The following is a 23737-nucleotide window of genomic DNA, read 5'->3' on the forward strand; positions in this document are numbered from 1 at the left end:
GCGAGGCGACCCCTCCCGGGGGCCGGGCCAGGCCCGGCGGCGCGTCGGTCCCCGAGGCCTGCGCACCCGCCAGCCCGGCCAGGTCCGGCGGCGTGGCGGGTGAGGTGTAGCCGTGCCCGTGCCGACCTGGCGGCTGGCCGCGGCCGCCGCGATCGCCTCGGTGGCCGTACTGCTCCTGCCCCTGCCGCCGCCGCTCGGCCTGGTCGTGGCCGACGGCGCGCTGCTCGCCGCCGCGGTGGTCGACTGGCTGCTCGCGGCCAGGCCCTCAGACCTCGACGTCGAGCGCGAGCTGCCGGGCATCGTGCCGCTCGGCGGCGACGCCAGCGTCACCTGGCGGGTCGCCAACCGGCGCGGGCGGGGCGCGGGCCGGGCGGTCCGCGTCCGGCTGGCCGACGAGCTCGCCCCGTCGCTGTCGGCCACGACCAGGCGGGCACGGCTCACCGTGCCCGCCAACGGGCGGGCGGCGGCCTCGACCGCGATCCGGCCCCGGCGCCGGGGCCGCTTCACCCCCACCGAGGTCGTGCTCCGGGTCGAGGGGCCGCTCGGGCTGGCCGCCCGCCAGAGCCGGCGCCGCCTGCCGGGCACGCTGCGGGTGTACCCGCCGTTCACCTCGCGGGACGAGGCGGAGCTGCGCATCGACAAGGCGCGCATCCTCGAGGTCGGGCTGCGCTCTGCCCAGGGCCGGGGCGGCGGGACCGAGTTCGACGCGCTGCGCGAGTACAGCGTGGACGACGAGTTCCGGCGCATCGACTGGGCAGCCACCGCCCGGGCCGGCAAGCCGATCGTGCGCACCTACCGGGCCGAGCGGAACCAGACCGTGCTGCTGCTGCTCGACGCCGGCCGGACCATGGCCGGGCGGGTGGAGGGGGTCCCCCGCCTGGACCACGCCATGGACGCGGTGATGATGCTGACCGCGGTCGCGACCAGGCTGGGCGACCGGGCCGGGCTGGTCGCCTTCGACCGGGAGGTGCGGGCTGTGGTCAGCCCGGGCCATGCGCGCGACCAGCTCTCCCGGGTCACCGAGGCGATGTACTCGCTCGAGCCGGAGCTGGTCGAGAGCGACTACCGGGGCGCCTTCGCCGAGACCCTGGTCCGGTTCCGGCGCCGGGCCATGCTGGTGGTGCTCACCGAGCTGGCCGAGCAGGCGGTGAGCGAGACGCTGCTGCCCGCCCTCCCGCTGATCGCCCGCAACCACCTGGTGGTGGTGGCCAGCGTCGCCGACCCCGACGTGGCCACCTGGGCGCGCTCCACCCCGGCCGAGGCGGGGGCTGCCTACCGCAGGGCGGCGGCGACCGCCGCCCTGGCCGAGCGGCGGCGGACGGTGGCGCGGCTGCGCGGCCTGGGCGCGGTCGTGGTCGACGACCGGCCCGGGCGGCTCGCCCCCGAGCTGGCCGACGCCTACCTGCGGGTCAAGGCCACCGGGCGGCTCTGAGGGCCACCGGGGCGGCCCTTGAAGGCCCTTGAGAAGGGCACCGGGCGGCCCTTGAAGGGCACCGGGCGGCTATGAGGACTGGCGCTGAGGGCCGGGCCGGACAGCGCTGAGGGGCGAGCCGGGCGCAGGCGGGCGGCTCTGAGGGGCGAGCCGGGCGCGGGCGGACGCGGCCTGGTCCCCGGGTGACAGCCAGCCGGCGTCCTCCTCGCCGAGCGCCCCGGTCAACCCCCGGGCCGCGGCGGCCCGGCCGAGCACGACGACGTAGGCGAGGAAGGCGGCCTCTGCGACCACGCCGATGCCGACCCGGGCGAAGGTGGGCCAGGGCCGGCCGGTGACGAAGCCCTCGATCGCGCCGGCGACGGCGAAGGCCACGATGAGCCCGAGCACGATCACCACCGCCCGCCTGCCCTCCTCGGCCAGCGCGGCCGCGCGACCGCGGTCGCCAGGGTCGATCAGGGTCCAGCCGAGCCGCAGGCCGGCGGCGCCGGCAACGAACACGCTGGTGAGCTCCAGCAGGCCGTGGGGCAGGACCAGGCCCCAGAACTTGGGCGACTGGCCCACAGCCGCGAACAGGCCGGCCACCAGCCCGAGCTGGGCGCCGTTGCTTACCAGCACGTAGGCGGTGCCGACGCAGAACAGGACGCCCAGGGCGAACGCGACGAACGCGACCTGCACGTTGTTGCTGAACACCTGGGACGCGAACGCGCCGGCCGGCTCGGACGAGTAGTAGGCCTCGAAGTCGCGGTTGACGTAGGCCTCGCGCACGGCGGGCGGGCCGAGCGCCTCGACCGCGGCGGCCGAGCGGCTGATCCAGATGCCGATGGCGAGCGCCGGGACCAGGCTGAGCAGGGTCGCGGCGAGCACGAAGTGGCGCAGGTGCCACACGGCGGCCGGGAACGTGCTGGTGAAGAAGCGCCCGAGCACGCGCAGGGTGCGCGGCCGGTTGCCGTAGACCACCGCGGCCGACCGGGCGACCAGCCCGCTCAGCTTGGCGGTGAGGGCGGGGTCGCGGTAGTAGGTCTGCGCGTAGGACAGGTGGCTGGCGACCCGCTGGTAGAGGCGGACCAGCTCGTCGAGCTCGGCGGCGGGCAGCCGGCCCACGCCGCGCTGGGCGCGGCCGGTCAGCTCGGCCAGCCGGGCCCAGACGGGCCCGTTGACGGCGATGTAGCGGTCGATGTCCACCGGCCGATTCTACGGGTGGCGCCACCCGGCGCGGTGGAGCCAGCCCGAGGAGCGACCGCTCGCACCGGCACGGACGGGCGTTAGAAGAACCGCAGCGGGATGACCTCGAACGGCACCGCGAGCCTGCAGCCGAGCCTCGTCCCGGCCGCGCGGGCGAAGCTCTCGAGGAACTCCTCCGGGTCGGGGCTGTCCGCACCAAGGCCCGCCAGGTAGGCCTCGTGGGCGCGGAGCGACGCCATCCCGACGGCGAAGGTCCCGCCAACGTCGACGGCGTGCCCGGCCTGCGGCGAGCCGGCCACCCACACCGCGCGCACCCCGTTCCAGGGCTCGGCGCCGCCGTCGGAGAACACCCAGCGGTTGCCGGCGTCCCGGGCGGCGTCGAGGGCCGCGCGCCCGACCGCGACGTGGTCGGCCTGGTTGGGGAAGACACCGCCCCAGGTGTCGCGGAAGTTCCCGGTGACCACGATCTCGGGACGGTGCCGGCGGATGACGTGGGCGAGGTCGCGGCGCAGCGGCACGCCGTACTCGACCACCCCGTCGGGGTGGCCGAGGAACTCCACCGCGTGCACGCCGACGAGCCGGGCCGACTCACGCTCCTCGGCCTCGCGGACCGGTCCGGCCTTGTCGGGCGGCATCGCGTCGATGCCTGCCTCGCCGCTGGTGACCAGGCAGTACGCCACCTCCTTGCCCTGCGCGGTCCAGCGGGCGACAGCGGCCGCCCCGCCGTACTCGATGTCGTCGGGGTGGGCGACGATCACGAGCGCCCGCTGCCAGTCCTCCGGCAGCGGCTCGTAGGGCGCTGGCGCGTTCTCCACGGTCATCGGGCCTCCCTCGTCCGAACGCCGGCATCGTCGCAGACCGCCGTCCCATCGGTCCACCGCGGCCGGCCCGGCGGATCGACCAGACCGGCAGGCGGCGGTCGCGCGGAGGTGGACGGGGGCGGTACGGTGCGCACGGAGTCCACGCGCCCGGCGCGAGCCGCGGCACGCACCGCGGCCTGACCCGACACCGCCGCAGCCTGACCCGACACCGCCGCGGCCTGACCCGACACCGCCGGAGGGGGAAGCGAACACAGATGGCGCAGGTCGAGCCGACCCGGATGGTGACCCCCGAGGCGGTCGCCCTGGAGTTCCGCACCGCCAACATCGGCTCGCGGATCCTCGCGTACTTCCTCGACCAGCTGATCGTCACCGCCGGGCTGTTCCTGCTCCTGTTGGCGATCGCCCTGATCGGCAGCGTGGCCGGCTCCGACCTGCCCCAGTGGAGCGGGCTCGCGCTCGTGGTGGTGCTCCTGCCGAGCTGGTTCTTCGGCTACTTCATCGCCTTCGAGACGCTGTGGCGGGGGCGGACGCCCGGCAAGGCCGCGCTCGGCCTGCGGGTCGTCACCCGGGAGGGCGCGCCGGTCAGGTTCAGGCACGCCGCCATCCGGGCCCTGCTCGGCCTGGTCGACTTCTTCCTCGGGCTCGGGTTCTTCGCCGTGGTGTTCATCCTGTTCACCCGGGACAACCAGCGGCTCGGCGACCTGGTCGCGGGCACGCTGGTCCTGCGTGAGCGCAGCGGCCTGGCCGCCCCGGTCCCGGTCAGCTTCGCGCCGCCGCCCGGCTACGAGTCCTACACCGCCACGCTCGACGTGACCCGGCTCACCACCCAGGAGTACCAGACGGTGCGCAGCTTCCTGCTGCGGGCGCCGAGCCTCCCACTCGCGCCCAGGGTCGCGCTCGCCCAGCAGCTCGCCGGGCCGCTCGCGAGCCGCCTGCGACCGCCGCCCCCGCCCGGGGTCTCCCCCGAGGTGTTCCTCGGGTGCGTCGCCGCGGCCTACCAGCAGCGCCAGCGCGCGAGCGTGGCCCAGCGCCAGCCGGGCGCTGGCCCGGCGCTCCCGCCACCCAGGCCGCCGACGCCGGAGCGGCAGCCGACCGCGCCCCTGCCGGGTGCCGCGGCATGGCCGTCTCAAGGTCCCGGTCCCAGGCCGGGTGGTCCGCCGCCGGCTCCCCCGCCCGGGCCGCCACCCGCCCCGCTACCGGAGCCATCGCCCGCCCCCCGGCCAGCGCCGGAGCCCGGCGGCTTCGTCCCGCCGGCATAGCCTCACCGGGCCGCGCGGCTCTGGCCGTCACCTGGCACCTCGGCCACCCGGCCGGGCATGCGTCCCGCGGGCCTGTGGACACCGCCTGGACGAGCTGGCGGGCAGGCGGGAGGATCGGGGCATGGGATACGACCTGACCGGCCTGATCGGTGCGCCAGGGATCCTGCGCCCCGGGGTGGCGGCCGTGCCCGGCGCCAGGGTCGTCGGGCTCGACGCCGGGCTCGCGCTCGTCCCGCTCACCGGGCCGGTGCTGGCCGCGGTCCGGGCCATGGGCGCCCCCGGGAACGCCTGGCCGCTGTCCGGCTTCCGCCAGCTCACGCCCGAGGTGGCGCGCTGGGCCGCCAGCCTCTCGGCGGGCGGGCCGGTTCTCTACGCCGAAGCCGAGTTCTTCGCAGGGTCCGGCGCCCAGGCGGCGATCGGCTGGCGGGACCGGGAGGTGTGGTTCGGGCCGCTGCGCACCCGGACCCCGGACGAGCACCGCAAGGGGTTCGCGGTGGCGTCCGGGCCGGGGTTCCGCGGGATGGCGATCAACGCCGGTCTGCGGCAGCTGGGCGTCCGCGCACCGCCGGACGGTGAGCCGTGGATGGACGAGTTCTGGGCCGCCGGGCTCGCCCGGCAGCGTTCGACCGACGACTGGGCCTGACCGGGGGCGGGGCCGGCCTGTCCCGGTCTGACCCGGGACCGGGCCGGCCTGACCCGGGACCGGGCCGGCCTGAGCGGGGCCGGGGCCGGGCCGGCGTCACCGGAAGCGAGCCTGCATGCCGCAACGCAGCGGGCCCTCACCGGAGGGTGAGGGCCCGCGTGGTGCCGGGGTTGATCAGGTGCCTTCGGTCCAGGAGTGCAGGTACTCGACCTGGACGTCGGTCAGGGTGTCGATCTCGATGCCCATGGTGGCCAGCTTGACCCGGGCCACCTCGGCGTCGATCTCGGCCGGGACGTCGTGGACGCGGACCTCGAGCTCCTCCTGGCGGGCCAGCCACTCGAGCGAGAGGGCCTGGTCGGCGAAGGACATGTCCATGACCGCGGCCGGGTGCCCCTCGGCGGCGCCCAGGTTGACCAGGCGGCCCTCGGCGAGCAGGTTGATGCGGCGGCCGTCGGGGAGCTGGAACTCGTCGACGTTCTCGCGCACCCGGGTCACCGAGGCGGCCAGCTCGCGCAGGGCGACCTTGTCGATCTCGACGTCGAAGTGGCCGGAGTTGGCGATGACCACGCCGTCCCGCATCACCTCGAAGTGCTCGCGGCGGAGGATGTCGCGGTCGCCGGTGACCGTGACGACCACGTCGGCCTCGCGGGCCGCCTCGGCCATCGGGGCGACCCGGTAGCCCTCCATGGCCGCCTCGAGCGCGCGCACCGGGTCGACCTCGGTGACCACGACCTTGGCCCCGAGGCCGCGGGCGCGCATGGCCAGGCCCTTGCCGCAGTAGCCGAACCCGGCGACCACGAAGGTCGTGCCGGCCAGCAGCAGGTTGGTCGCGCGAAGGATGCCGTCGATGGTCGACTGGCCGGTGCCGTAGCGGTTGTCGAACAGGTGCTTGGTCGGGGTGTCGTTGACCGCGATGATCGGGTAGGCGAGGGCGCGCTCGCGCTCCATCTGGCGGAGGCGGATGACGCCCGTGGTGGTCTCCTCGGTGCCCACGCGGATCTCGCCGAGCTGGTCCTTGCGCCTGGTGTGGAGCAGGGTGACCAGGTCGCAGCCGTCGTCCATGGTGACGTTCGGGCGGGTGTCGAGCGCCGCCTCGAGGTGGGCGTAGTAGCCGGCGTTGTCCACCCCGCGGCGGGCGAACACGTCGATGCCGTAGTGCCTGACCAGCCCGGCGGCCGTGTCGTCCTGGGTCGACAGGGGGTTGGAGGCACAGAGGACGACGGTGGCGCCACCCGCCTTGAGCGTCCGCATCAGGTTCGCCGTCTCGGTGGTCACGTGCAGGCAGGCCGCCACCTTGAGGCCGGTCAGCGGCTGCTCCTTCTCGAAGCGGGCGCGGATGTCGCGCAGCACCGGCATGTGCCGGTCGGCCCACTCGATGCGCAGGCGGCCCTCGTCGGCGAGGGCGATGTCAGTCACGTCGTAGGGCAAGGATCCTCCTCGGGGGCAGATGCGACGGCACGCCGGCGCTCATGCTGGTGCCGCTGGTTGACTGCTCAGTCTGCCCGACAGCCACCCCTTGACTCAACTACGCGCGCCGGCGTGTGCTCGCACAGCTCCCCCAACGGCGCCTGGGCCGTTGTCGGCGCCGCCCCCAACAGCGCCTGTGCCGTTGTCGGTGCCGGCCGGCGGGTCCACCAGGAAGTCGCTCCCCACGGCCCCCAGCAGCACCTGTGCCATGGCCGGCCGGCCCCGGTCAGGCAGCGGCGGCCGGGAGCAGGGAGAGCACGACCTCGCGGAAGCGGGGGCGGATGCGCGCGGCGACCTCGAGGACCTCGGCGTGGCTGGTCGGGGTGCCGCCAGGCCGGTGCACGTTGGTGATCGCCGAGATAGCCGCCACCCGCATCCCGTGGGCGCGGGCGGCGATCACCTCAGGCACGGTGGACATGCCCACCGCGTCGGCGCCCCAGGTCCGGAACATGGCGATCTCGGCCGGGGTCTCGTAGGAGGGTCCGGCAGCGGCCAGGTACACGCCCTGGTGGACGGGGATGCTGGCCGCCGCCGCGTGACGCAGGGCCTCGTCCCGCAGGGCCGCGTCGTAGGCGCCGGCCAGGTCCACGAAGGCCGGCTCGCCCCGCAGCGGGTTGTCGAACAGGAAGTTGATGTGGTCGGTCAGGACCATCAGGTCGGCCGGCTTGAAGTCCTGGTTCAGGCCACCGGCCGCGTTGGTGGCGACTAGCGCACGGCAGCCCAGCTCGGCGGCCACCCGGGTCGCGAAGGCGACCTCGGCGGCGGAGTACCCCTCGTAGGTGTGGACCCTGCCGGCCTGGACGAGCACCGGGACCCCGGCCAGCCGGCCCGCGACCAGCGCGCCCGCATGCCCGGGCACCCTGGGCACCGGCATGCCTGGTACCTCGGCGGCGGGCACGACGACCGCACCCTCGACCTCCTCGGCCAGGTCGCCCAGGCCCGACCCGAGCACCAGTGACACCGCCGGCTTCTCGGGCAGCCGCGACGCGAGTGACCCGGCCGCGGTGGTGACCGCCTCGGGGACCGCGGGCCCGCTCACGGCCGCGCCCCGAGCCCCTCGCCCCGCCGGGCCTCCCCTGCTCCAGGCGGTGGGCCGCCGCCCGCTCCAGGCCGTACTGCCCCGCCCGCTCCAGGCCGTACTGCCCCGCCCGCTCCAAGCCGTGGGGCGCCGCCCGCTCCAGGCGGTGGGGCCCCGCCCGCTCCGGGCGAGTTGACCTCGCGCGCTCCGGCGGCCAGGGCCGCTTTCACCCGGTCGATGGTGGCGATCGTGGACGGGTCGACGCCGCGGGCGATACCGAGGTAGGTGGAGGTGAAGTCGGCGAAGGCGACCAGGCGGGCCAGGCGGGCCAGCGGGACGGCGTCCCCGGACTGGCGCACGATCGGGTCGGCCCCGAGCGCCTCGCGCACGGCCGCCAGCCGCAGCCCGTCGCGCTGGTGCTCGCCGGGCGGGTCGCGGAGCAGGACCAGCTCGCGGCCGGGGCCGAGGCCGGGCTCGAGCCCCATCACGTCGTTGTGGTCGGCCTCCGGCACGGCGGCCGAGACCACCGAGACCTTGGCGTTCTCGTTGCACTGGGTCCGGAACCGGGTCGCGGCGACCACGCCGAGCTGCCCTGTCCCCCACACCACCGGGAGCTTGCCGGCCAGGCGGAGGGCGGCCTGCTTGGCGGGGTTGGCCGCGGTCGGGACCGCGGGACCGAGCTCGGCCGCCTCGGCGTCGAGCGCGTCGGCGGCGGCGGCAACCTGCGACCGGAGCGGCCGGAGCACCCCGGCCGCCTCGGCGGCGGACAGCACGGGCACGACCAGGGACCAGAAGGCGGCCCTGGGCTGGCTGCCGCCCTCGACGAGCACCAAGGGGGCGCTGCGGTCCTTGGCGAGCTCGGCCAGGCGACCGCCGGAGGCGACCGCGACCAGCCGGGCGCCGGCCTTCAGCCCCTGCTCGACCGCTGACAGGGTCTCGTCGGTGTTGCCGGAGTACGACACCGCGACCAGCAGCGTGCCCGGCCCCACGAAGGCGGGGAGGCGGTCGCCCTTGACGGTCACCACCGGCGCGGTCGACTCGGCGAAGGCGAGTGCGGCGAGCGCGTCGCCGGCCACCCCCGAGCCACCCATGCCGGCGACCACGACCGTGTCGGGCATCGGCCCGACCAGCGCGGCCTGCTCGGCAAGGGCGCCAGCGGCCCGGGCCTGCGCACCGGCCCCGGCGACCGCGGCCAGCATGCCCCACGGGTCGGCCGCGGCCAGGGCGGCCGGGTCGTCGAGGTCGGCCTGCGTCACTTGGCCGGTTCCGGCTTCTCGGCCTCGTCGACCAGCATGACGGGGATGTCGTCGCGGACCGGGTAGCGGTAGTGGCACTCGCGGCACTCGATGACCTGCTCGGCCTCCTTGTAGTCGACCTCGCCCCGGCAGTTGGGGCAGGCGAGGATCGCGAGCAGGTCCTTGTCGATCGCCATGGCTTGGCTCCTTGTCGACATGGCCCCGGCCGGGATGGACCGGCCGGGCCGGGTTGGTGCTGCTAGGCAGGTTCGCCGCCGACGGCCTCGAGGATCTCCTCCCGCACCCGCTCCATCTCGGCCTCGGTGGCCGCCTCCACGTTGAGGCGGAGCAGCGGCTCGGTGTTGCTCGGGCGGAGGTTGAACCACCAGCCGTCACCCTCGATGGTCAGGCCGTCGGTCAGGTCGCGCCGCTCGGGCGGGTAACGCTCGGCGACCCGGGCCACGACCGCCTTGGGGTCGCCCTCGACCCGGCGGTTGACCTCACCGGAGTCGGCGTACCTCCGGTACGGGGCGAGGACCTCGGACAGGGGCTTGCCGGCCCGGCAGAGCACCTCGAGGGTGACCAGGGCGGCGATGAGCCCGGAGTCGGCGCGGTAGTTGTCGCGGAAGTAGTAGTGGCCGGAGTGCTCGCCGCCGAAGATGGCGCCGGTGTCGGCCATCACCTTCTTGATGAAGGAGTGGCCGACCCTCGTGCGCACCGGCTTGCCGCCGGCCTCGCGGACCGTCTCGGGGACGACGTGGGAGCAGATGATGTTGTAGAGCACGGTCGCGCCCCGCTCACGCTCACACATCATGCGGGCCACGAGCGCCACGACCAGGCTCGAGGGCACCACCCCGCCCTGATCGTCGACCAGGAACACCCGGTCGGCGTCGCCGTCGAACGCGAGCCCGAGGTCGGCCCCGGTGGCGACCACCCGCGCCCGCAGGTCGGCGAGGTTGGCTGGGTTGATCGGGTCGGCCGGGTGGTTGGGGAAGCTGCCGTCCAGCTCGAAGTACATCGGGTCGAGCTCGAACGGCAGGCCGTCGAAGACGGCGGGCAGGACATGGCCGGCCATGCCGTTGCCCGCGTCGACCACCAGCTTGAGGGGACGCAGGGCGCCCTCGTCCACGAACCCGCGGACGTGCTTGGCGTAGCGGGCGAGCAGGTCCTCGCCGTCGGCCGCCGTCCCCGGCCGGTCGGCCTGGGTGGCGGGCTCCCCTGCGGCCACCATCCGCTCGAGGTCCCGCAGACCCGACTCCTCCCCCACCGGCACGGCACCCGCGCGGCAGAGCTTCAAGCCGTTGTAGCGGGCCGGGTTGTGCGACGCGGTGAGCATCACCCCGGGCACGTCCAGGGCACCCGACACGAAGTAGAGCATGTCGGTGGAGCAGAGCCCGACCCGGACGACGTCGGCGCCCTGGCTGGTCGCCCCGTCGGTCAGGGCGTCGGCCATCGGCACCGACGACGGGCGCATGTCGTAGCCGACCGCGATCGACTCCGCGCCGGTCAGGGTCACGAACGCACGGCCGACCGCGCGGGCCAGGTCCTCGTCCAGCTCGTCGGGGTAGACGCCGCGCACGTCGTAGGCCTTGAACACCTTGTCGAGGTCGGCGGGCACGGCGGGGACTCCTTGGAACGGCCTCCGGGTGGAGGGAGGCGGCGGCTGCAGACGCGCATTCTATCTACCACGCCGCGACGGCCGGTCGCTCTCGGGAGCGGCCGGCCGTCATCGACGTCTTCCTCTGGGGGCGGGAGACAGGCGCGGGCGTCAGAAGCGGCGTTCGGAGGCCAGGGACAGGACACGCTCGAGGGGGACCGCGCTGCCCTCCTTGAACCAGCCTTTCCACTCGCAGGCGTGGCAGGAGGCGAAGGTGTGCTCCTCGTCGGGAGCGAGCCGGATCCTGATCGCGGTCAGGCTGTTCGAGCTGCACGTCGGGCAGTGCATACGGGGACCTCGGCGGTTGAGCTGCGCGGGGCTGCCAGGACGGGCGGCCGGGCATGGCGTGCCGGCCTGCTTCCATCACTCGGCAGGGGCCGGACGCTGGCGCATGGCTCGATGGGGTGCGACCGTGCCGCCCGCCAGGACTAGACACCTTGGCCGCGGGGGCGGCACCCGGACGACGTTCAGGTCTCCCCTACCAGTCCCCGCGGGCACCGCCGTACGGGACCCTACCAGACCGGGTGTGCCGCTCCGGCCCGCCACGTCGCAGCCCGCCAGCGGGACGGCTATCGTCTGTGGTCACCGGTCCCTGATCGCGAGGAGGCTGCCCTGCCCCGCCAGCGTCACGCCCGCCGCGCGCCGCGGCCCCGGCTCGGGCTGCCCCAGGTACAGCCGCCCGGCACCAGCACCGGGGTGTTCATGCGGCTGGTCGAGTCGGCTGTCGCCTCGCTGCCAGCCGAGTTCCGGGACCGGCTGGCCAACGTGGAGTTCATGGTCGAGGAGACCTTCCGGGGCGACGAGGTGCCCGGCGGCGGCCTGCTGCTCGGCCTGTACCAGGGCGTGCCGCTGCCGGAGCGCGGCGCGGGGTACTCGGGCGTCCTGCCCGACCGCATCGTGATCTTCCGGCGCCCGGTCGAGGCACGCTCGCGTTCCGACGCCGACCTGGCCGAGCTGGTCCGCGAGGTCGTCATCCACGAGGTCGCCCACTACTTCGGCATCGACGACGACCGGCTGGACGAACTCGGCTGGTAAGAGCCATGGCACGCTCCCCACGGCCCCCCAACCGATGGACCTTACGGCGCGGCGGCAGGGCCGGGGAGGACCGGACCCTCGACCGGGAGGCCGCCGACCTGGGAGCCGGGCACGACCTGGCCGCCACCGAGCGGAGCGGCCACCAGGCCCGGCCCGGAGGCCACGATCAGCAGGCTCTGGACGTTGGCGGGGACCGCCCGCAGGCCGACCTTGCCTGGTGCCACGGTGATCGAGCCGACTGGGCCACCGCCCGCCGCGCCCGCTGCGGCCAGGCGGGAGAGCTGGGCGGTGACTGGCTCCCCGGAGACGTTGGCGAACACGAGCTTGCGGCTGGCGGGCGCCTGGGGCAGCAGCCACCTGGCGTCGTCGAGGCTCCCACCGGTCTCGAAGTAGCCGCCCGCGCGCCCGCCCGCGACGTTGAACCGGAGCGCGGCCACGAACTTGGCCCCGTCCTTGGATCGGATCCGCAGCGAGAAGGCGCCGGTCTTGCCCGGGTTGAGCGGCACGCGGATCTGCGCGATGGCGCCGTCGGGGATCGGCAGGTCGAACCCGGGCGCCTTGAACGTGCCCTGGTCGGTGGTGGCGTCGGCCACCACGGTGAGCTCGCCCTGGTTGGGGTTGGCGATCAGGGCCTCGACGTCGTTGGCGGTCGGGGTGAGACCGCCGGTGAACACCCACGACGACCGCAGCGAGGGCTGGCCGGGTACCAGTGTCTGCCTGGTCTGCTTGCCGACCCTGCTGGTGACCAGGGCGCCGGCCACGACGCGGCCGGACGTGGCCACCACCTCGGCGGTGAACGGCAGAGTCTGCACGTCCGGCACGTCGATGGTCTTGACCACGGCGGTGCCGGCCCGCACGAAGATGTTCTGCAGGCCGACCGGGTGGATGGAGCCCTCGGTCAGGTGCGGGGTGATGGCGACCGTCGCGTCGACCGAGTCGGGATTGGCGAGCACGACGTCGGCCCGTGCGGTGTTGCTGGAGGTCAGCCCGGGCAGCCACCAGCGGTCGCCCGGACCGGGCGCGCACGGCGGCTGCCCGCCGGCCGCGACCGCGATCGGCGCTCCGAACGCCTCCACTTGGACGAAGCCGGCGTCGGCACTCGGCTTGAGGCTGAGCTTCCTGGTCCCGCCGGGCGCGAGGGTGCCCGTGGTGGGGCCGCCGCGCCGGGTCTGCCCGCCGCCTACGACCGTGGCCTGCGCCGCGCTCGCGGCGGAGCGGAGCCTGGCCGGGGCCGCGCCAACGTTGGTCACGGTCACCGTCCCGGCCAGCCGCGGCAGCGTGGGGCAGACCCAGCGGCCCGCGTAGGGCGCCGCAGCGGCCGGGGGGGCCGGGGTCTTGGCGGCCGGCAGGACCTGGGCCACGCCGACGAGAGCGCCGGCGGCGGCCACGAGGCCCGCGGCCAGGGCCAGGCGGGCCCACACGCCCTTGCGGGACCCGACGGCCGGCCGCGGCCTGGTCCGCCCGGGCGCCTGCGGAGGGGGCGCACCGCCGCGCGCCTCCCGACCGGTGCCGCCAGCGCGGTCCCGAGCCCCGCGGGCGCCGTCCGACCAGCCCTGACCCGCGCCGTCAGGAGCACCCCGGCCGGAGCGGTCCGACCGGCCCCAGCCGGCCTGGCGCGCGGCGTGGCGGGACGCCCGTCCGGGCGTGACCGGCGGGACCGTGGGGTCGGGCCGGCTCGCCTGAGGCGCGCCAGGGTCGGCCCCGCGCGCCTGCTCCGGCGGGCCGGATGGGTCCTCGGCTGGCCTCCAGGCCGGCGCGGCCGGGTCCCGGCCGGGGACAGGAGCGCCGCGCTGCCGCGGTGACGGAGGAGGCGGCGGACCCGGAGGGGGAGGGGTGCCACGCACCGGGTTGGATCGGGTGAGCCGCCCGGTGACGCGGCTCAAGTTCCGGTTCGCCCGGCCCGGCTGTACCGGGCCACTGCTGCGCTCGGCGCGCCCGGGTACGACCCGGCCGGCCGGTGGGGGGTCGTTCTCGGCGTGGCCGCCGGGCGTGAACAGGTCGTCGTCGATCGGGTAGCCGGGATGTCCAGGTGGGCGGCCAGGGCCCCTCTCGTCGGCCCACCCGCCCTGGCCACGGTCCCGGCCGTCGCTCACTGGGATGCCCCCTGCCTGGTCAGCTCGGCGATGCGGAGGTCGCCGGTGGTGGCGTCGTCCAGGGTGATCGGTGCGGCCGGCGGCGCCGCCCTGGTCGGGCGGAGCATGGTGGCCACGGCGGCCAGCACCAGGAGCCCCTCGATCAGCAGCAGCATGTCGCGCCGGTCCTGCCCGAGCTGCTCGACGCGGACCGAGCCGCTGACCCCGGCCGGCACGATGAACCCCTGCTCCCAGCCGAGCACGGCGGTCGGCCGGAGCTGGGCGCCGCTCATCGTGGCACGCCAGGTGCTGCTGGCCGGCACGGGCAGCACGACCGTAGCCGGGCCGGTCACCGAGGCGGGCGCCCCGGGGCCGCGCAGCGGGGCCAGCCCGGGGCCGGTCACCACCTCCTGGATCCGGGTCGGGGGCTGCCCGCGGATCACCCAGCCGCCCGGGGAGACGGTCGGGCCCTGGTACATCGCGGCCTGCGGGGAGGGCCGCAGGGTGAGGTCCTGCTGCCGGCCGACCAGGCCGGCGAGCCGGTCGGCGTCCGGACCGGGCCGCACCACCACGTACCCCACGTTGAACATCTGCAGCATCGCCCCGACCCGGTGGGTGCGGGCCTGCACGATGTCGGTGACCAGCGTCGCCAGCGCCTCGGCGGCGGCCCCGGGCGCCGGCTTGCCCGAGTCGAGCAGCGTCCGGCCGTCCGGGCCGGTCACAGCGAAGTCGACCCCGTGGTCGGGCCGGCCCGCCAGCCACAGCACACGGGCCTGGGTGCCGGTGACCGTGGCCGGCAGGGCATGCTCGCGCACCGGCCGCAGCGGCGACCACGCGCCGCGGGCCACGTGCGCGAGCACCAGGACGCCGCCGGCCACGGCGAGCAGGGCGAGCAGGGTGGCGGCGACGCGCCGCGGGCTCAGCTCGAGCTTGAGGCGCATCGAACCGAACCCGGCCAGGGCAAGCCCGGCCGCGCCGGCCCAGGCCACCGCCCCGAGCACCAGCACCCCACCGGGCCAGTCGGTGAACGTCGGCGGCAGGCCGGACGCCTGCCAGGCGGCCAGGGCAGCGGCCACGGTGAGCCCGAGCGCCAGCCAGAACGCCTGCATGCGGCGGGTGGCGGGGGCGAACAGCACCGCGGCCAGGGCCAGGGCCGGGTAGACGGGCCCGACCAGCCAGCTCGGCAGCCCGGGGCCGCCAGGCCGGAGCTGCAGCAGGTCGAGCATGGAGGGGCTGGCCAGCACGCGGTCGACGGCGCCCAGCGGCGACGAGCCGGTCCACAGCAGCCCGCTCCAGGGCAGGAGCAGCAGCAGCACCACGGCGAAGCCGGCGACCAGGAAGATCGACTGGCGGACCGCGAACCCGCGCCCCATCGCGTGGCCGACTGCGAACCCGCGCCCGCTGACCGGGTGGGTGCCGGCCGTTCCGGCCGCACGGCCCGCCGGTCCGCCACCGGGCGCCCTGGCCACCGCGAGCCCGACGGCCAGCAGCACCACCAGCCCGAGGACGACCAGGGCCGGCGGGTACACCGCCACCGACACCGCAGCCAGCAGCGCGAACCGCAGGGCCGGGCGCCACGGCTCGCGCGGCTGGTCGGCGCGGAACGCGAGCAGCACCTGGGCGAGCGCGGGCGGGGCGAGGATCAGGAAGACGAGCTCGCCGATGCGGCCCTGGGCGAGCGCGCCGATCGCAAGCGGCGAGCTGGCGTAGAGCAGGCCGGCCACCGCCCGGGCGGGCAGCTCGGCCACGAGCACCCGCAGCGCCCGCGTGCAGCTCGCCGCGGCCAGCGGCAGCGCGAGCCACAGCAGCAGCTTCTCTGCCAGCAGGGCCTTGCCGAGGGTGAGGGTCGACAAGACGCCGAGCAGGGCGAGGGAGGGCGAGGCCGGATCAGTCGAGCCGAGGCCGCCCGAGTGGAACACCGACCGGTACTCGGCGAACAGCGACTGGGCGGTGGACGGCCACAGGGCGAGGGAGCCGCCGCCGATGCCGGGGGCGATCAGCAGCGAGCGCAGCGACACGGCCATGAGCACGGCGAACGCGGCGACCATGAAGCCGACCGGGTGGCGGGCGAGGACCCGGCCGACGGAGGCGCCGAGGTTGGGCGTGTCCTCCTCTTCCTTGAACGTCGGCTGGGCGACGTGCTCGCCGACCTCCCCGTAGAGCAGGTCGAGCCAGCCGCGCAGCAGCGACCGCAGGCGCTGGCCGCCGGGTGCCTGCAGGCCGGCCAGCAGCTTGTCGTCGACCTTGCGCCTGCCCTGGATGCGCCGCCGGTGGACCAGGGTGATCGGCAGCTCCTTGACGTTCCACCCCCACGCCCACAGCACCTGGGCGGCGTCACCGGGCCGCCCTGTCAGGGCCAGCCCGGCCACCCGGACCAGCGCGCCCACGAAGGCGAGCAGCAGCACCAGCGGGAGCCGCCGGAGCCTGGTCGCCTTCAGCAGCGCCATCGTGGTGTGCCGCTCGGTCAGGTAGCGCGGCAGCGACACGGCCCTGGTGCGGCGGCTGCGGGAGGCGGCGGCGGCGAAGTGGCGGACCCGCGCCGCGGGCACCACCAGCACGCGCCCGCCGACCAGGTGGGTCCGCCAGCACAGGTCGAGGTCGTCGCCGAACGCCGAGATGCGCTCGTCGAAGCCGCCGGCGGCCATGAGGGCGCTGCGGCGCACCAGCATCCCCGCGGTCGACACGAAGAACACGTCGCGGACCTGGTCGTGCTGCCCCTGGTCGATCTCGTCGTCCTCGATGGGCGAGACCCCCCGGCCGGTGCGGTCGATGGACCAGCCGATCTCCGACAGCCGGCGCGGGTCGTTCCACGACACGAGCTTGGGGCCGAGGATGCTCGCGCTCGGCCTCGACTCGGCCTCGGCCAGCAGCTGCTCGAGCGCGTCGGGCTCGGGCGCGGAGTCGTCGTGGAGCAGCCACAGCCAGTCCATCCCGGCCGCACGCTCGTCGCGCAGCACCGACATCACGGCCCGGCCGAACTGGCCGCGCACGGCCAGGACGGCGTCGTTGCCCAGCCGCGCCCGGGCCCAGTCGGCGCTGCCGTCGGTCGAGCCGGTGTCGACGATGACCACGTCGTCGATGGGCCGGGTCTGGGCGGCCAAGCCACGGAAGGTGTCCCGCAGGAACGGCCGCCCGTCGTGGACGACGACCGCTGCCAGGACCCTTGGTCGACTCACTGCCACTGCCCGACTCCTCGACGCGGAGGTTCAGCCGCGTATTTTGACACCATGCGAAACGCCCGCGGGCGAGCTTGATTCCCACGGGCGGCGGCGCATGCTAGCACGCCGGAAGGCCGCCGCAGCCGGGCTTCGAGGGCCTGGCCAGGCCCGGCCGCGGCGGCCTTCCGGCACGGCGAGGCGCCGCCACGCCCGGGTCTGCGCGCTGGCGGGGATTCGGCTGGGGCGCCCGTTCCGGCGCTCCGACCGGCACGGTTGCCGCAGGGACGCGTCATGGAGGCCGCTCGGGGCGTGGCGCGCCCGCCCGGCGCCCGCCTCGGCGCGCTCGGGCTCCCGGGCGGGGCCGTCACCGCCAGGGCAGCCGTGCGCGGCCCGGATGCCGGCAAGCGTGCGGGCGTCGAGGTACGCAGAAGTGCGGAGGAGACAAGCCGAGAAGTGCCTATGACGCGAGCCGCTTGAGCCGGCGCCGCTCGCGCTCGCTCATGCCGCCCCAGATGCCGAACCGCTCGTCGTTGGCCAGCGCGTACTGCAGGCACTGGGTCTGGACCGTGCAGGTGGCGCAGATGCGCTTGGCCTCCCGGGTCGACCCGCCCTTCTCGGGGAAGAAGCAGTCGGCGTCCTTGTCGAGGCAGGCAGCACGCTCGTACCAGGGCTGGATCTCAACTGGAAGGAGTGGGCTCATCGCTGCCTCCTGATCGATGCACGGCGGCCAGTTCGGGGCGCGGGCACCCGTCGCGGAACTCCATGGCCGTAATTACATCGGTGACATTCTCTGGTAGCTTGAGAGGCAAAATCAAGAAGTTTGGTATTTCTTCGCCGCCAATCCGTGACCCGCGAGAGCCCCGTCGGACTCGTCCTCTTCCAGGCCAATCGGATAGCCTCTACGCCGCCGAACCGCGGGAGGCCGAGGCGCATTGGTGTTCAGTATCAGACCGGCACAGGGCTCACAGGGCGCGAAGGGGGCGCAGGACGCCTCCCAGCAGGCCGTGGCCGGTGTCGAGCTGACCGCGGCCGACCTGGTCGCGGCCAGGCGCCGCAACCCAGACGCCGTCGCGCGCATCTACCGCGCCTACGCGCCCGGGCTGTACCGCTTCTTCGTGGCCGCGCTGGGCGACAAGCACGCCGCCGAGGACCTGACCGGCAACGTCTTCGCCGACGCCATCAAGGACCTGCCCGGCTTCAACGGCCCGGTCGAGGCGCTGGGCGGCTGGCTGTTCCGCATCGCCCGCCACGACCTGTACGACCACCGGCGCCGCGAGGCCAGGGCCCGCACCGAGAACCTCGACGACGTGCGCGACGAGGCGGCCATGGCGGCCGGCGCGCCCGACCCCGAGGAGCTGGCCGTGCAGCGCCTCGAGGGCAGCCGGGTCATGGCCGCGCTCAACGAGCTCTCCCACGACCAGCGCGAGGTGCTGCTGCTGCGCATCGCGGCCGGCCTGACCGCCCCGGAGGTGGCCGCCACCCTGGGCAAGACCACCGGCGCGGTCAAGGCGCTGCAGCACCGCGGGCTGGCCAGCCTCGCCCGGCTGCTGGACTTAGGTAGCGACCGTAGATCTGACGAGGTCAGCGAGGACCCGTATCCATCGGAACCCCCTGGTCGCCTTCCTAGGCGGGAGGAGGGGTGACGATGGGCCGGTCCTGGGACCTCGACGACGAGCTCGACGCGCTGCTCGACGCGTCCCCGGAGGGGTCGCGGACTGGGCGCTGCGGGGAGCTCGCACCACTGGTCGAGGTCGCTGCGGCGCTCCGGGCCGAGCTGTCCGCCGTGCAGATCGACCCTGGCGCCGCCCGCCAGCACCTGAGCCGCGTGACCGGCGCCCCGAGGTTCGCGCCGGCCGGGTCCTCCTCGGCCGGGTCCTCCCTCAGCGGGCCCTCCCATAGCGGGTCCTCCCCGGCCGGATCATCCCTGAACGGGTCGGGCCGGCGGATCGGCACCGAGATCCCGGCCCAGCCGGTGCCCCTGCCGGTCGGGCGGCCCCGCTCCCGGCTTCGCCGCCGCGTGACCATGGTCGCCCTGGCCGCCGCGCTGGCGCTGGTCCCGGCGACGATGGTGTCGGCCAGCTCGCTGCCTGGTCACCCGCTCTACCCGCTGAAACGCTCGGTCGAGCAGGTCCGCCTGGCCGCGCTCGTCTGGTCGCCCGCTGGCAGCGCGCGGGAGCACCTGCGCATCGCCGACGTCCGCGCCGCCGAGCTGGCCGGCCTGGTCCGGCGCAAGGCGGTCGGCCGGGTCCCCGACGCGATCACCGCTCTCCAGAACGCGGTCGACGCCGCCGGCAAGGCCGTGGACGAAGCCTCCCTGCGGGAGGGGGACTCCGGCCGGGGGGTCGCGCTCAGGCAGGACCTCGCCGAGGTGACCAACGACCAGATCGTCCAGCTCGCCTCCGTCTCCCGGGAGATCCCGACCACCTCCCCAGCGGCCCAGCAGGCGATCGAGGCCGCCAAGGAGGCCCTGGTGAGCGCCAAGCTGAGGCAGGAGCAGCAGGGTGGCGCGTCCGGCCAGGTCACCCCGGCCACGACGAGTGCACCGCCCACCAGCTCGACCAGTGGCGCGCTGCTGCCCGCGCTGGTCACCGGCATCACCACCACCACGGTCGCCGCCGGCGCCGCGCAGGTGGCGTCGAGCACCACCGTGGGAGCGAGGGAGGCGTCCGCGAGCAACTGCGGGGAGCGCCCGGCAACGCCCGCCAAGCGCCGGCAGTGGGCCAAGTGCCTGCTCGCCGCCGGGCAGCCGGTCGACCCCGAGGATCTCGCCGCGGCGCCCGAGGACGCCGAGGCCAGGTAGCCCAGCCTCGGCCCTGGGCACCGAGCCCAGCCTCGGCCCTGGGCACGGGCGGGTTCGGCCCCGGGCGCCGAGCCCAGCCTCGGCCCTGGACACCGACGGGTTCGGCCCCGGCTACCAGCCTCGAGCCGTCCAGCATCGGGCTCGCCGGCTCGGACCGCGTGCCAGCGCGTATCCTTGGGCCGCCCCGTCCAGCTCTCCTGCGAGGAACGCCCATGCTCGTCGCGCTCGCGGGCGGCGTCGGCGCCGCCAGGTTCCTGCGCGGCCTGGTCCGGAGCCACCCTCCCGAGGCGATCACCGTCGTCGGCAACACCGGCGACGACCTGCGTCTGCACGGGCTCGCCGTCTCCCCCGACCTCGACTCGGTCATGTACACGCTGGCCGGCCTGTCCGACGACGAGCGGGGCTGGGGCCTGGCCGGCGAGACCTGGCAGGTGCACGACGCACTTGTCCGTCTGGGCGAGCCCGGCTGGTTCTCCCTGGGCGACGCCGACATCGCGACCCACCTGCTCCGCACCCGCCTGCTCGCCGAGGGGGCCTCGCTCAGCCAGGTCACCCTCGAGCTGTGCCGCCGGCTCGGCGTACCCGTGCGCCTGGTCCCTATGAGCGACGACCGGGTCGAGACCCGGGTCGAGGTCGAGGGCCCCGACGGTCCAGAGGACCTCGGCTTCCAGGAGTACTGGGTCGCCCGCCAGGCGGCCGACCCGGTGCGCCGGGTCCGCTTCTCAGGCGTTGAGCATGCCCGGCCCGCGCCCGGGGTGCTCGACGCGGTCGCGGCCGCCGACGGCATCGTGGTCTGCCCGTCCAACCCGGTCGTGTCGGTCGCCCCGATCCTTGCCGTGCCAGGCCTCCTCGAGGCGGTCCAGGCCGCCCCCTGCCGGAAGGTCGCGGTCAGCCCGATCGTCGGGGGGGCGCCGGTCCGCGGCATGGCCGACAAGCTGCTGCCAGCCTGGGGCGTGGAGGTGTCGGCCCGGGGCGTCGCCGGCCTCTACGCCGACCTGGCCGACGCCTTCGTGCTCGACCAGGTCGACGCCGAGCAGGCGGCGGACGTCACCGCCCTCGGCCTCCAGGCCGCCGTCGCCCAGACCGTCATGCACACCCCCGACGACGCCGCCGCCCTGGCCAAGACGGCCCTGAGCCTGCTGTGACCGGCGACGGCGGCACCACCCGGCTGCCCGCCGGCGGCGCGGTCGCGGGCCGGCCGCCCCGGGCGGACCCTTCCGCCCCGGGCCGGGCGCCTGGGGCGGACCCTACCGCGCCGGGCCGGGCGCCTGGGGCGGACCCTACCGCCCCGGGCCGGGCGCTGGTGGTCGTGCCCCTGCGTGGGCTGCCCGAGGTCCGCCCGGGCGACGACCTGGCCCGGCTACTGCTCGACGGTCTGGACGCGTCCGGCGAGCGGCTCGAGGACGGCGACGTCGTCGCGGTCACGTCGAAGGTGGTCGCCAAGGCAGAGGGCCGCACCGTGCCGCTGCCCGCCGACCCGGCCGAGCGGGACCGGGTCCGCGCCGAGACGGTCGCGGCCGAGACCGTCCGGGTCGTGGCCAGGCGCGGCTCCATGGTGATCGCCGAGACCAGGCACGGCCTGGTGGGTGCCAACGCGCTCGTGGACGCCTCCAACACCGGCGGCGACGTGCTGGTGCTGCTGCCCGCGGACCCCGATGCGTCGGCTGCCAGGCTGCGGGCCGCGCTGGTCGCCGCCACCGGCGCCGACGTGGCCGTGGTGGTCACCGACACGCTCGGCCGGCCCTGGCGTGCCGGCCACGCCGACGTCGCGGTCGGCCTGGCCGGAATGGGCGCGATCGAGGATTACCGCGGGCGGCCGGACGGCGACGGCCGCCTCCTGGAGGTGACCGAGATGGCCGTGGCCGACGAGGTCGCCGCCGCCGCCGACCTGGTGAAGGGGAAGGTGACCCGGACCCCGGCGGCCTTGCTGCGGGGCGTGCCGAGGCCGGCAGGCCACGGCCGGGCCCGGGACCTCGTCCGCCCGGCCTCGGCCGACCTGTTCCGCACCGCCTCAGGGCCCGAGGACCTCCTGGCGTTCGTCGCGGGCGGCCCGCCCGCGCGCCTGCTGCCCGACCCGGTCGACCCGGCCGCGATCGAGCGGGCCGTGCTCGCCGCGGCCGCGACGCCCTTCCCGCGCGGCGCCCGCCCGTTCCGGGTCGTGCACGCCGCTTCGCCTGCCGCCCGCGAGCGCTGCCTGGCCGTCGAGCGCCCACCGGACCGACCCGGCGGGGGCGAGGCGCCGGTGCTGCTCGTGCCCTGCCTGGGCCTGCCGGACGGGCCTGCCGCCCCACGGGCGGCCGAGGCGGACGCCGGCGAGCTGCTGGCTGCGGGCGGCGCGGTCCGGACGCTGCTGCTCGGCCTGCACGCTCAGGGACTCGCCGGCGCCTTCACCGCGTCGAGCCGGTCCAGCCGGGAAGCGGCCGCCAGCGCGCTCGGCCTGCCGGCCGGCTGGCTGGCGCTCGGGACCGTGGCCGCCGGCCACCCCGACCGGGCCGGCGTGCCCGCACCCGCCCCGCCCGTGGACCCGGCCGAGGTCCTGCTGCGGCGCTGACGGTCACTCGCGGCTGGCTCCACCCGGCCATCCCGGTCATGGTGTGCCTCCGCCCATCGGTTCCGTCGGCCGCCCCAGCATCGCGACCTGCGGCGCAGATATCCTGGGCGGGCGGACCTACACCGCCCCGGCGCAGGAACTCGGACCGGGCAGACGGGGCGGCGGGCACGCGCAAGCTTCCGCCGGCTGCATAGAGCTGCATAGAATCGACGCAACCGGCGCCGACGCAGCGGAGACCGACGTTCATGGTTGATCAGCGGAAGACGAAGAAGCCGACCCAGGCGCCAAAGGGCAGTCCCCAGGGCGGGGCCAGGAAGCAAGGCGGGCAGGCGGGGGCTGCCAAGCAGGGGGGCGCTGCCAAGCAGGCCGCCGCCAAGCAGGCCGCCGCCAAGCAGGCTTCCAGGGGGAAGCTGGTCAAGGGCGCGGCGGCCCGGCGCGAGGCCGAGCGGCGCCGCCGCCAGCGGACGCTGGCCTGGACCGCCGGGGTCCTGGCCGTGGTCGTCGCCCTGGTCGGCATCATCGTCTGGCAGGGCAGGGACCGCAGCGTCCAGCTCACCAGGCCCGACGCCGCCACGCTCACCGCCGCCAGGCAGGCGGCCGGCTGCAACGAGGTGCAGCAGCTCACCCAGGCCGGGAGGAACCACATCAGCCCCGACAAGCAGCCGGGGAACTGGAACTCCAACCCGCCCACCTCCGGCGACCACCTGGCCACCCCGCTGCCGCGCGGGGTCTACAAAGACCAGCAGGACGAGCGGGCGATCGTCCACAACCTCGAGCACGGCTACGTGGTGATCCAGTACAAGAACCTGCCCGAAAACCAGCTGGAGACGCTGACCAAGCTCGCCGAGGGCCTGAAGGGGCAGAAGTTCGTGCTCGCACCCTACTCGGGCCTTGCCACCGACGGGGTCGCGCTCACCGCCTGGCAGCGCCTGCAGACCTGCCAGCGGGCCGACGTCGACGTGGTCTCCGGCTTCGTCAACGACTACATGCTCCCAGGCGCGTCAAAGTCGGTCGCCCCCGAGCCCAGCGCCATCTGAGCGCGGTCAGCCACCCTCCTGTGTCGGGGCGACGAGTTCATCGCCCTCGCCCACACCGCCAGATACGTTCACTGACCGGAAACAGACTGACTTCGCCTGACATGAGCCAGTTCTTCACGCCCGCACGGCGTCCCCGCAGGGGCTACTTCGACTGATCCGAGTCGGCAGTTGTCCTTACAGCCTACTTCGAGCTCATCCCACTCGACGAGGACAGCGGTCGCCCGTCACGAGCCCCTGCTGGTGGCGAGCGGCCCTGGGCGGGGGGCCGGCCCAGGGCCGCTCGCGCCTGGGTATCCACCCAGGGCCCCGGCAACGTCGCGATTCGTCCCCGTTTGTCCGATGGCCCCACGTCGTGGCCTGGCGCCCCGCG

Annotated in this window: 20 protein-coding genes; 9 read left to right on the top strand and 11 right to left on the bottom strand. The window is 75.5% G+C overall.

Annotation, left to right across the window (positions count from 1 at the left end; genetic code table 11):
* Positions 1–112: 112 nt before the first annotated feature.
* Positions 113–1432, top strand: a complete 1320-nt coding sequence (locus VG276_05265) for a DUF58 domain-containing protein (GenBank protein HEV8648814.1) — start codon at positions 113–115, stop codon at positions 1430–1432.
* Positions 1433–1501: 69 nt separating this feature from the next.
* Here VG276_05265 and VG276_05270 read toward each other — a convergent pair whose 3' ends face one another.
* Together VG276_05270 and VG276_05275 are read right to left on the bottom strand one after the other, a co-directional pair.
* The gene (locus tag VG276_05270) at positions 1502–2614 is read right to left on the bottom strand and encodes a stage II sporulation protein M (GenBank protein ID HEV8648815.1); all 1113 of its coding nucleotides are present in this window, start codon (positions 2612–2614) and stop codon (positions 1502–1504) included.
* Between the two features lie 80 nt (positions 2615–2694).
* Positions 2695–3435 (bottom strand): PIG-L deacetylase family protein, encoded by a 741-nt coding sequence (locus VG276_05275; GenBank protein HEV8648816.1) that lies wholly within the window; start codon positions 3433–3435, stop codon positions 2695–2697.
* A gap of 254 nt (positions 3436–3689) precedes the next feature.
* Between VG276_05275 and VG276_05280 the strand changes: the two genes are divergently transcribed.
* Complete coding sequence (locus VG276_05280; protein ID HEV8648817.1) at positions 3690–4694, top strand: RDD family protein; 1005 nt, start codon at positions 3690–3692, stop codon at positions 4692–4694.
* A gap of 121 nt (positions 4695–4815) precedes the next feature.
* Entirely contained in the window at positions 4816–5337 is a 522-nt protein-coding gene (locus VG276_05285; GenBank protein HEV8648818.1) for a hypothetical protein, read from the top strand.
* Between the two features lie 174 nt (positions 5338–5511).
* Here the strand turns inward: VG276_05285 and ahcY are convergent, their stop codons facing one another.
* From ahcY to VG276_05315, 6 genes are all read right to left on the bottom strand, one after another.
* Positions 5512–6765 (bottom strand): adenosylhomocysteinase, encoded by a 1254-nt coding sequence (gene ahcY, locus VG276_05290; protein ID HEV8648819.1) that lies wholly within the window; start codon positions 6763–6765, stop codon positions 5512–5514.
* Between the two features lie 265 nt (positions 6766–7030).
* Positions 7031–7843, bottom strand: coding sequence for a purine-nucleoside phosphorylase (locus VG276_05295; GenBank protein ID HEV8648820.1), 813 nt, complete (start codon positions 7841–7843; stop codon positions 7031–7033).
* A complete protein-coding gene (locus VG276_05300; GenBank protein ID HEV8648821.1) occupies positions 7840–9078 on the bottom strand; it encodes a bifunctional phosphoglucose/phosphomannose isomerase in 1239 nt (412 codons plus the stop codon). Before VG276_05300 ends, VG276_05295 begins: the two co-directional genes overlap by 4 nt.
* Positions 9075–9254 carry a Trm112 family protein gene (locus VG276_05305; protein ID HEV8648822.1) on the bottom strand — a complete coding sequence of 60 codons (180 nt, stop codon included), beginning with the start codon at positions 9252–9254 and terminating at the stop codon, positions 9075–9077. The genes VG276_05300 and VG276_05305 overlap by 4 nt, the downstream gene beginning before the upstream one ends.
* 62 nt (positions 9255–9316) lie before the next feature.
* On the bottom strand, positions 9317–10675 hold the full coding sequence (locus VG276_05310) for a phosphomannomutase/phosphoglucomutase (GenBank protein ID HEV8648823.1): 1359 nt from the start codon (positions 10673–10675) through the stop codon (positions 9317–9319).
* A 150-nt stretch (positions 10676–10825) separates the two neighbouring features.
* Positions 10826–11002, bottom strand: coding sequence for a hypothetical protein (locus VG276_05315; GenBank protein ID HEV8648824.1), 177 nt, complete (start codon positions 11000–11002; stop codon positions 10826–10828).
* 414 nt (positions 11003–11416) lie between these two features.
* Here VG276_05315 and VG276_05320 point away from each other — a divergent pair, with 414 nt between their 5' ends.
* Positions 11417–11749 (top strand): metallopeptidase family protein, encoded by a 333-nt coding sequence (locus tag VG276_05320; GenBank protein ID HEV8648825.1) that lies wholly within the window; start codon positions 11417–11419, stop codon positions 11747–11749.
* Positions 11750–11790: 41 nt separating this feature from the next.
* Here VG276_05320 and VG276_05325 read toward each other — a convergent pair whose 3' ends face one another.
* The 3 genes from VG276_05325 to VG276_05335 all read right to left on the bottom strand — a co-directional run bounded on the left by VG276_05325 (position 11791) and on the right by VG276_05335 (position 17679).
* Positions 11791–13842, bottom strand: coding sequence for a hypothetical protein (locus VG276_05325; GenBank protein ID HEV8648826.1), 2052 nt, complete (start codon positions 13840–13842; stop codon positions 11791–11793).
* On the bottom strand, positions 13839–16997 hold the full coding sequence (locus tag VG276_05330) for a glycosyltransferase family 2 protein (protein HEV8648827.1): 3159 nt from the start codon (positions 16995–16997) through the stop codon (positions 13839–13841). The genes VG276_05325 and VG276_05330 overlap by 4 nt, the downstream gene beginning before the upstream one ends.
* A 439-nt stretch (positions 16998–17436) precedes the next feature.
* A complete protein-coding gene (locus tag VG276_05335; GenBank protein ID HEV8648828.1) occupies positions 17437–17679 on the bottom strand; it encodes a WhiB family transcriptional regulator in 243 nt (80 codons plus the stop codon).
* Positions 17680–17914: 235 nt separating this feature from the next.
* Between VG276_05335 and VG276_05340 the strand changes: the two genes are divergently transcribed.
* The 5 genes from VG276_05340 (at position 17915) to VG276_05360 (ending at position 23367) form a co-directional block, all read left to right on the top strand.
* Positions 17915–18622 (top strand): sigma-70 family RNA polymerase sigma factor, encoded by a 708-nt coding sequence (locus tag VG276_05340; GenBank protein ID HEV8648829.1) that lies wholly within the window; start codon positions 17915–17917, stop codon positions 18620–18622.
* Positions 18623–18624: 2 nt separating this feature from the next.
* A complete protein-coding gene (locus VG276_05345; protein ID HEV8648830.1) occupies positions 18625–19779 on the top strand; it encodes a DUF5667 domain-containing protein in 1155 nt (384 codons plus the stop codon).
* Between the two features lie 212 nt (positions 19780–19991).
* Positions 19992–20924, top strand: a complete 933-nt coding sequence (gene cofD / locus VG276_05350; GenBank protein HEV8648831.1) for a 2-phospho-L-lactate transferase — start codon at positions 19992–19994, stop codon at positions 20922–20924.
* The gene (locus tag VG276_05355) at positions 20921–22330 is read left to right on the top strand and encodes a coenzyme F420-0:L-glutamate ligase (protein HEV8648832.1); all 1410 of its coding nucleotides are present in this window, start codon (positions 20921–20923) and stop codon (positions 22328–22330) included. The genes cofD and VG276_05355 overlap by 4 nt, the downstream gene beginning before the upstream one ends.
* Before the next feature lie 245 nt (positions 22331–22575).
* Positions 22576–23367: a DUF3105 domain-containing protein gene (locus VG276_05360; GenBank protein HEV8648833.1), complete on the top strand. Its 792-nt coding sequence runs from the start codon at positions 22576–22578 to the stop codon at positions 23365–23367.
* The last annotated feature ends 370 nt before the right edge of the window (positions 23368–23737 follow it).

The sequence above is a fragment of the Actinomycetes bacterium genome, from assembly GCA_036000965.1.
Classification (GTDB): domain Bacteria; phylum Actinomycetota; class CALGFH01; order CALGFH01; family CALGFH01; genus DASYUT01.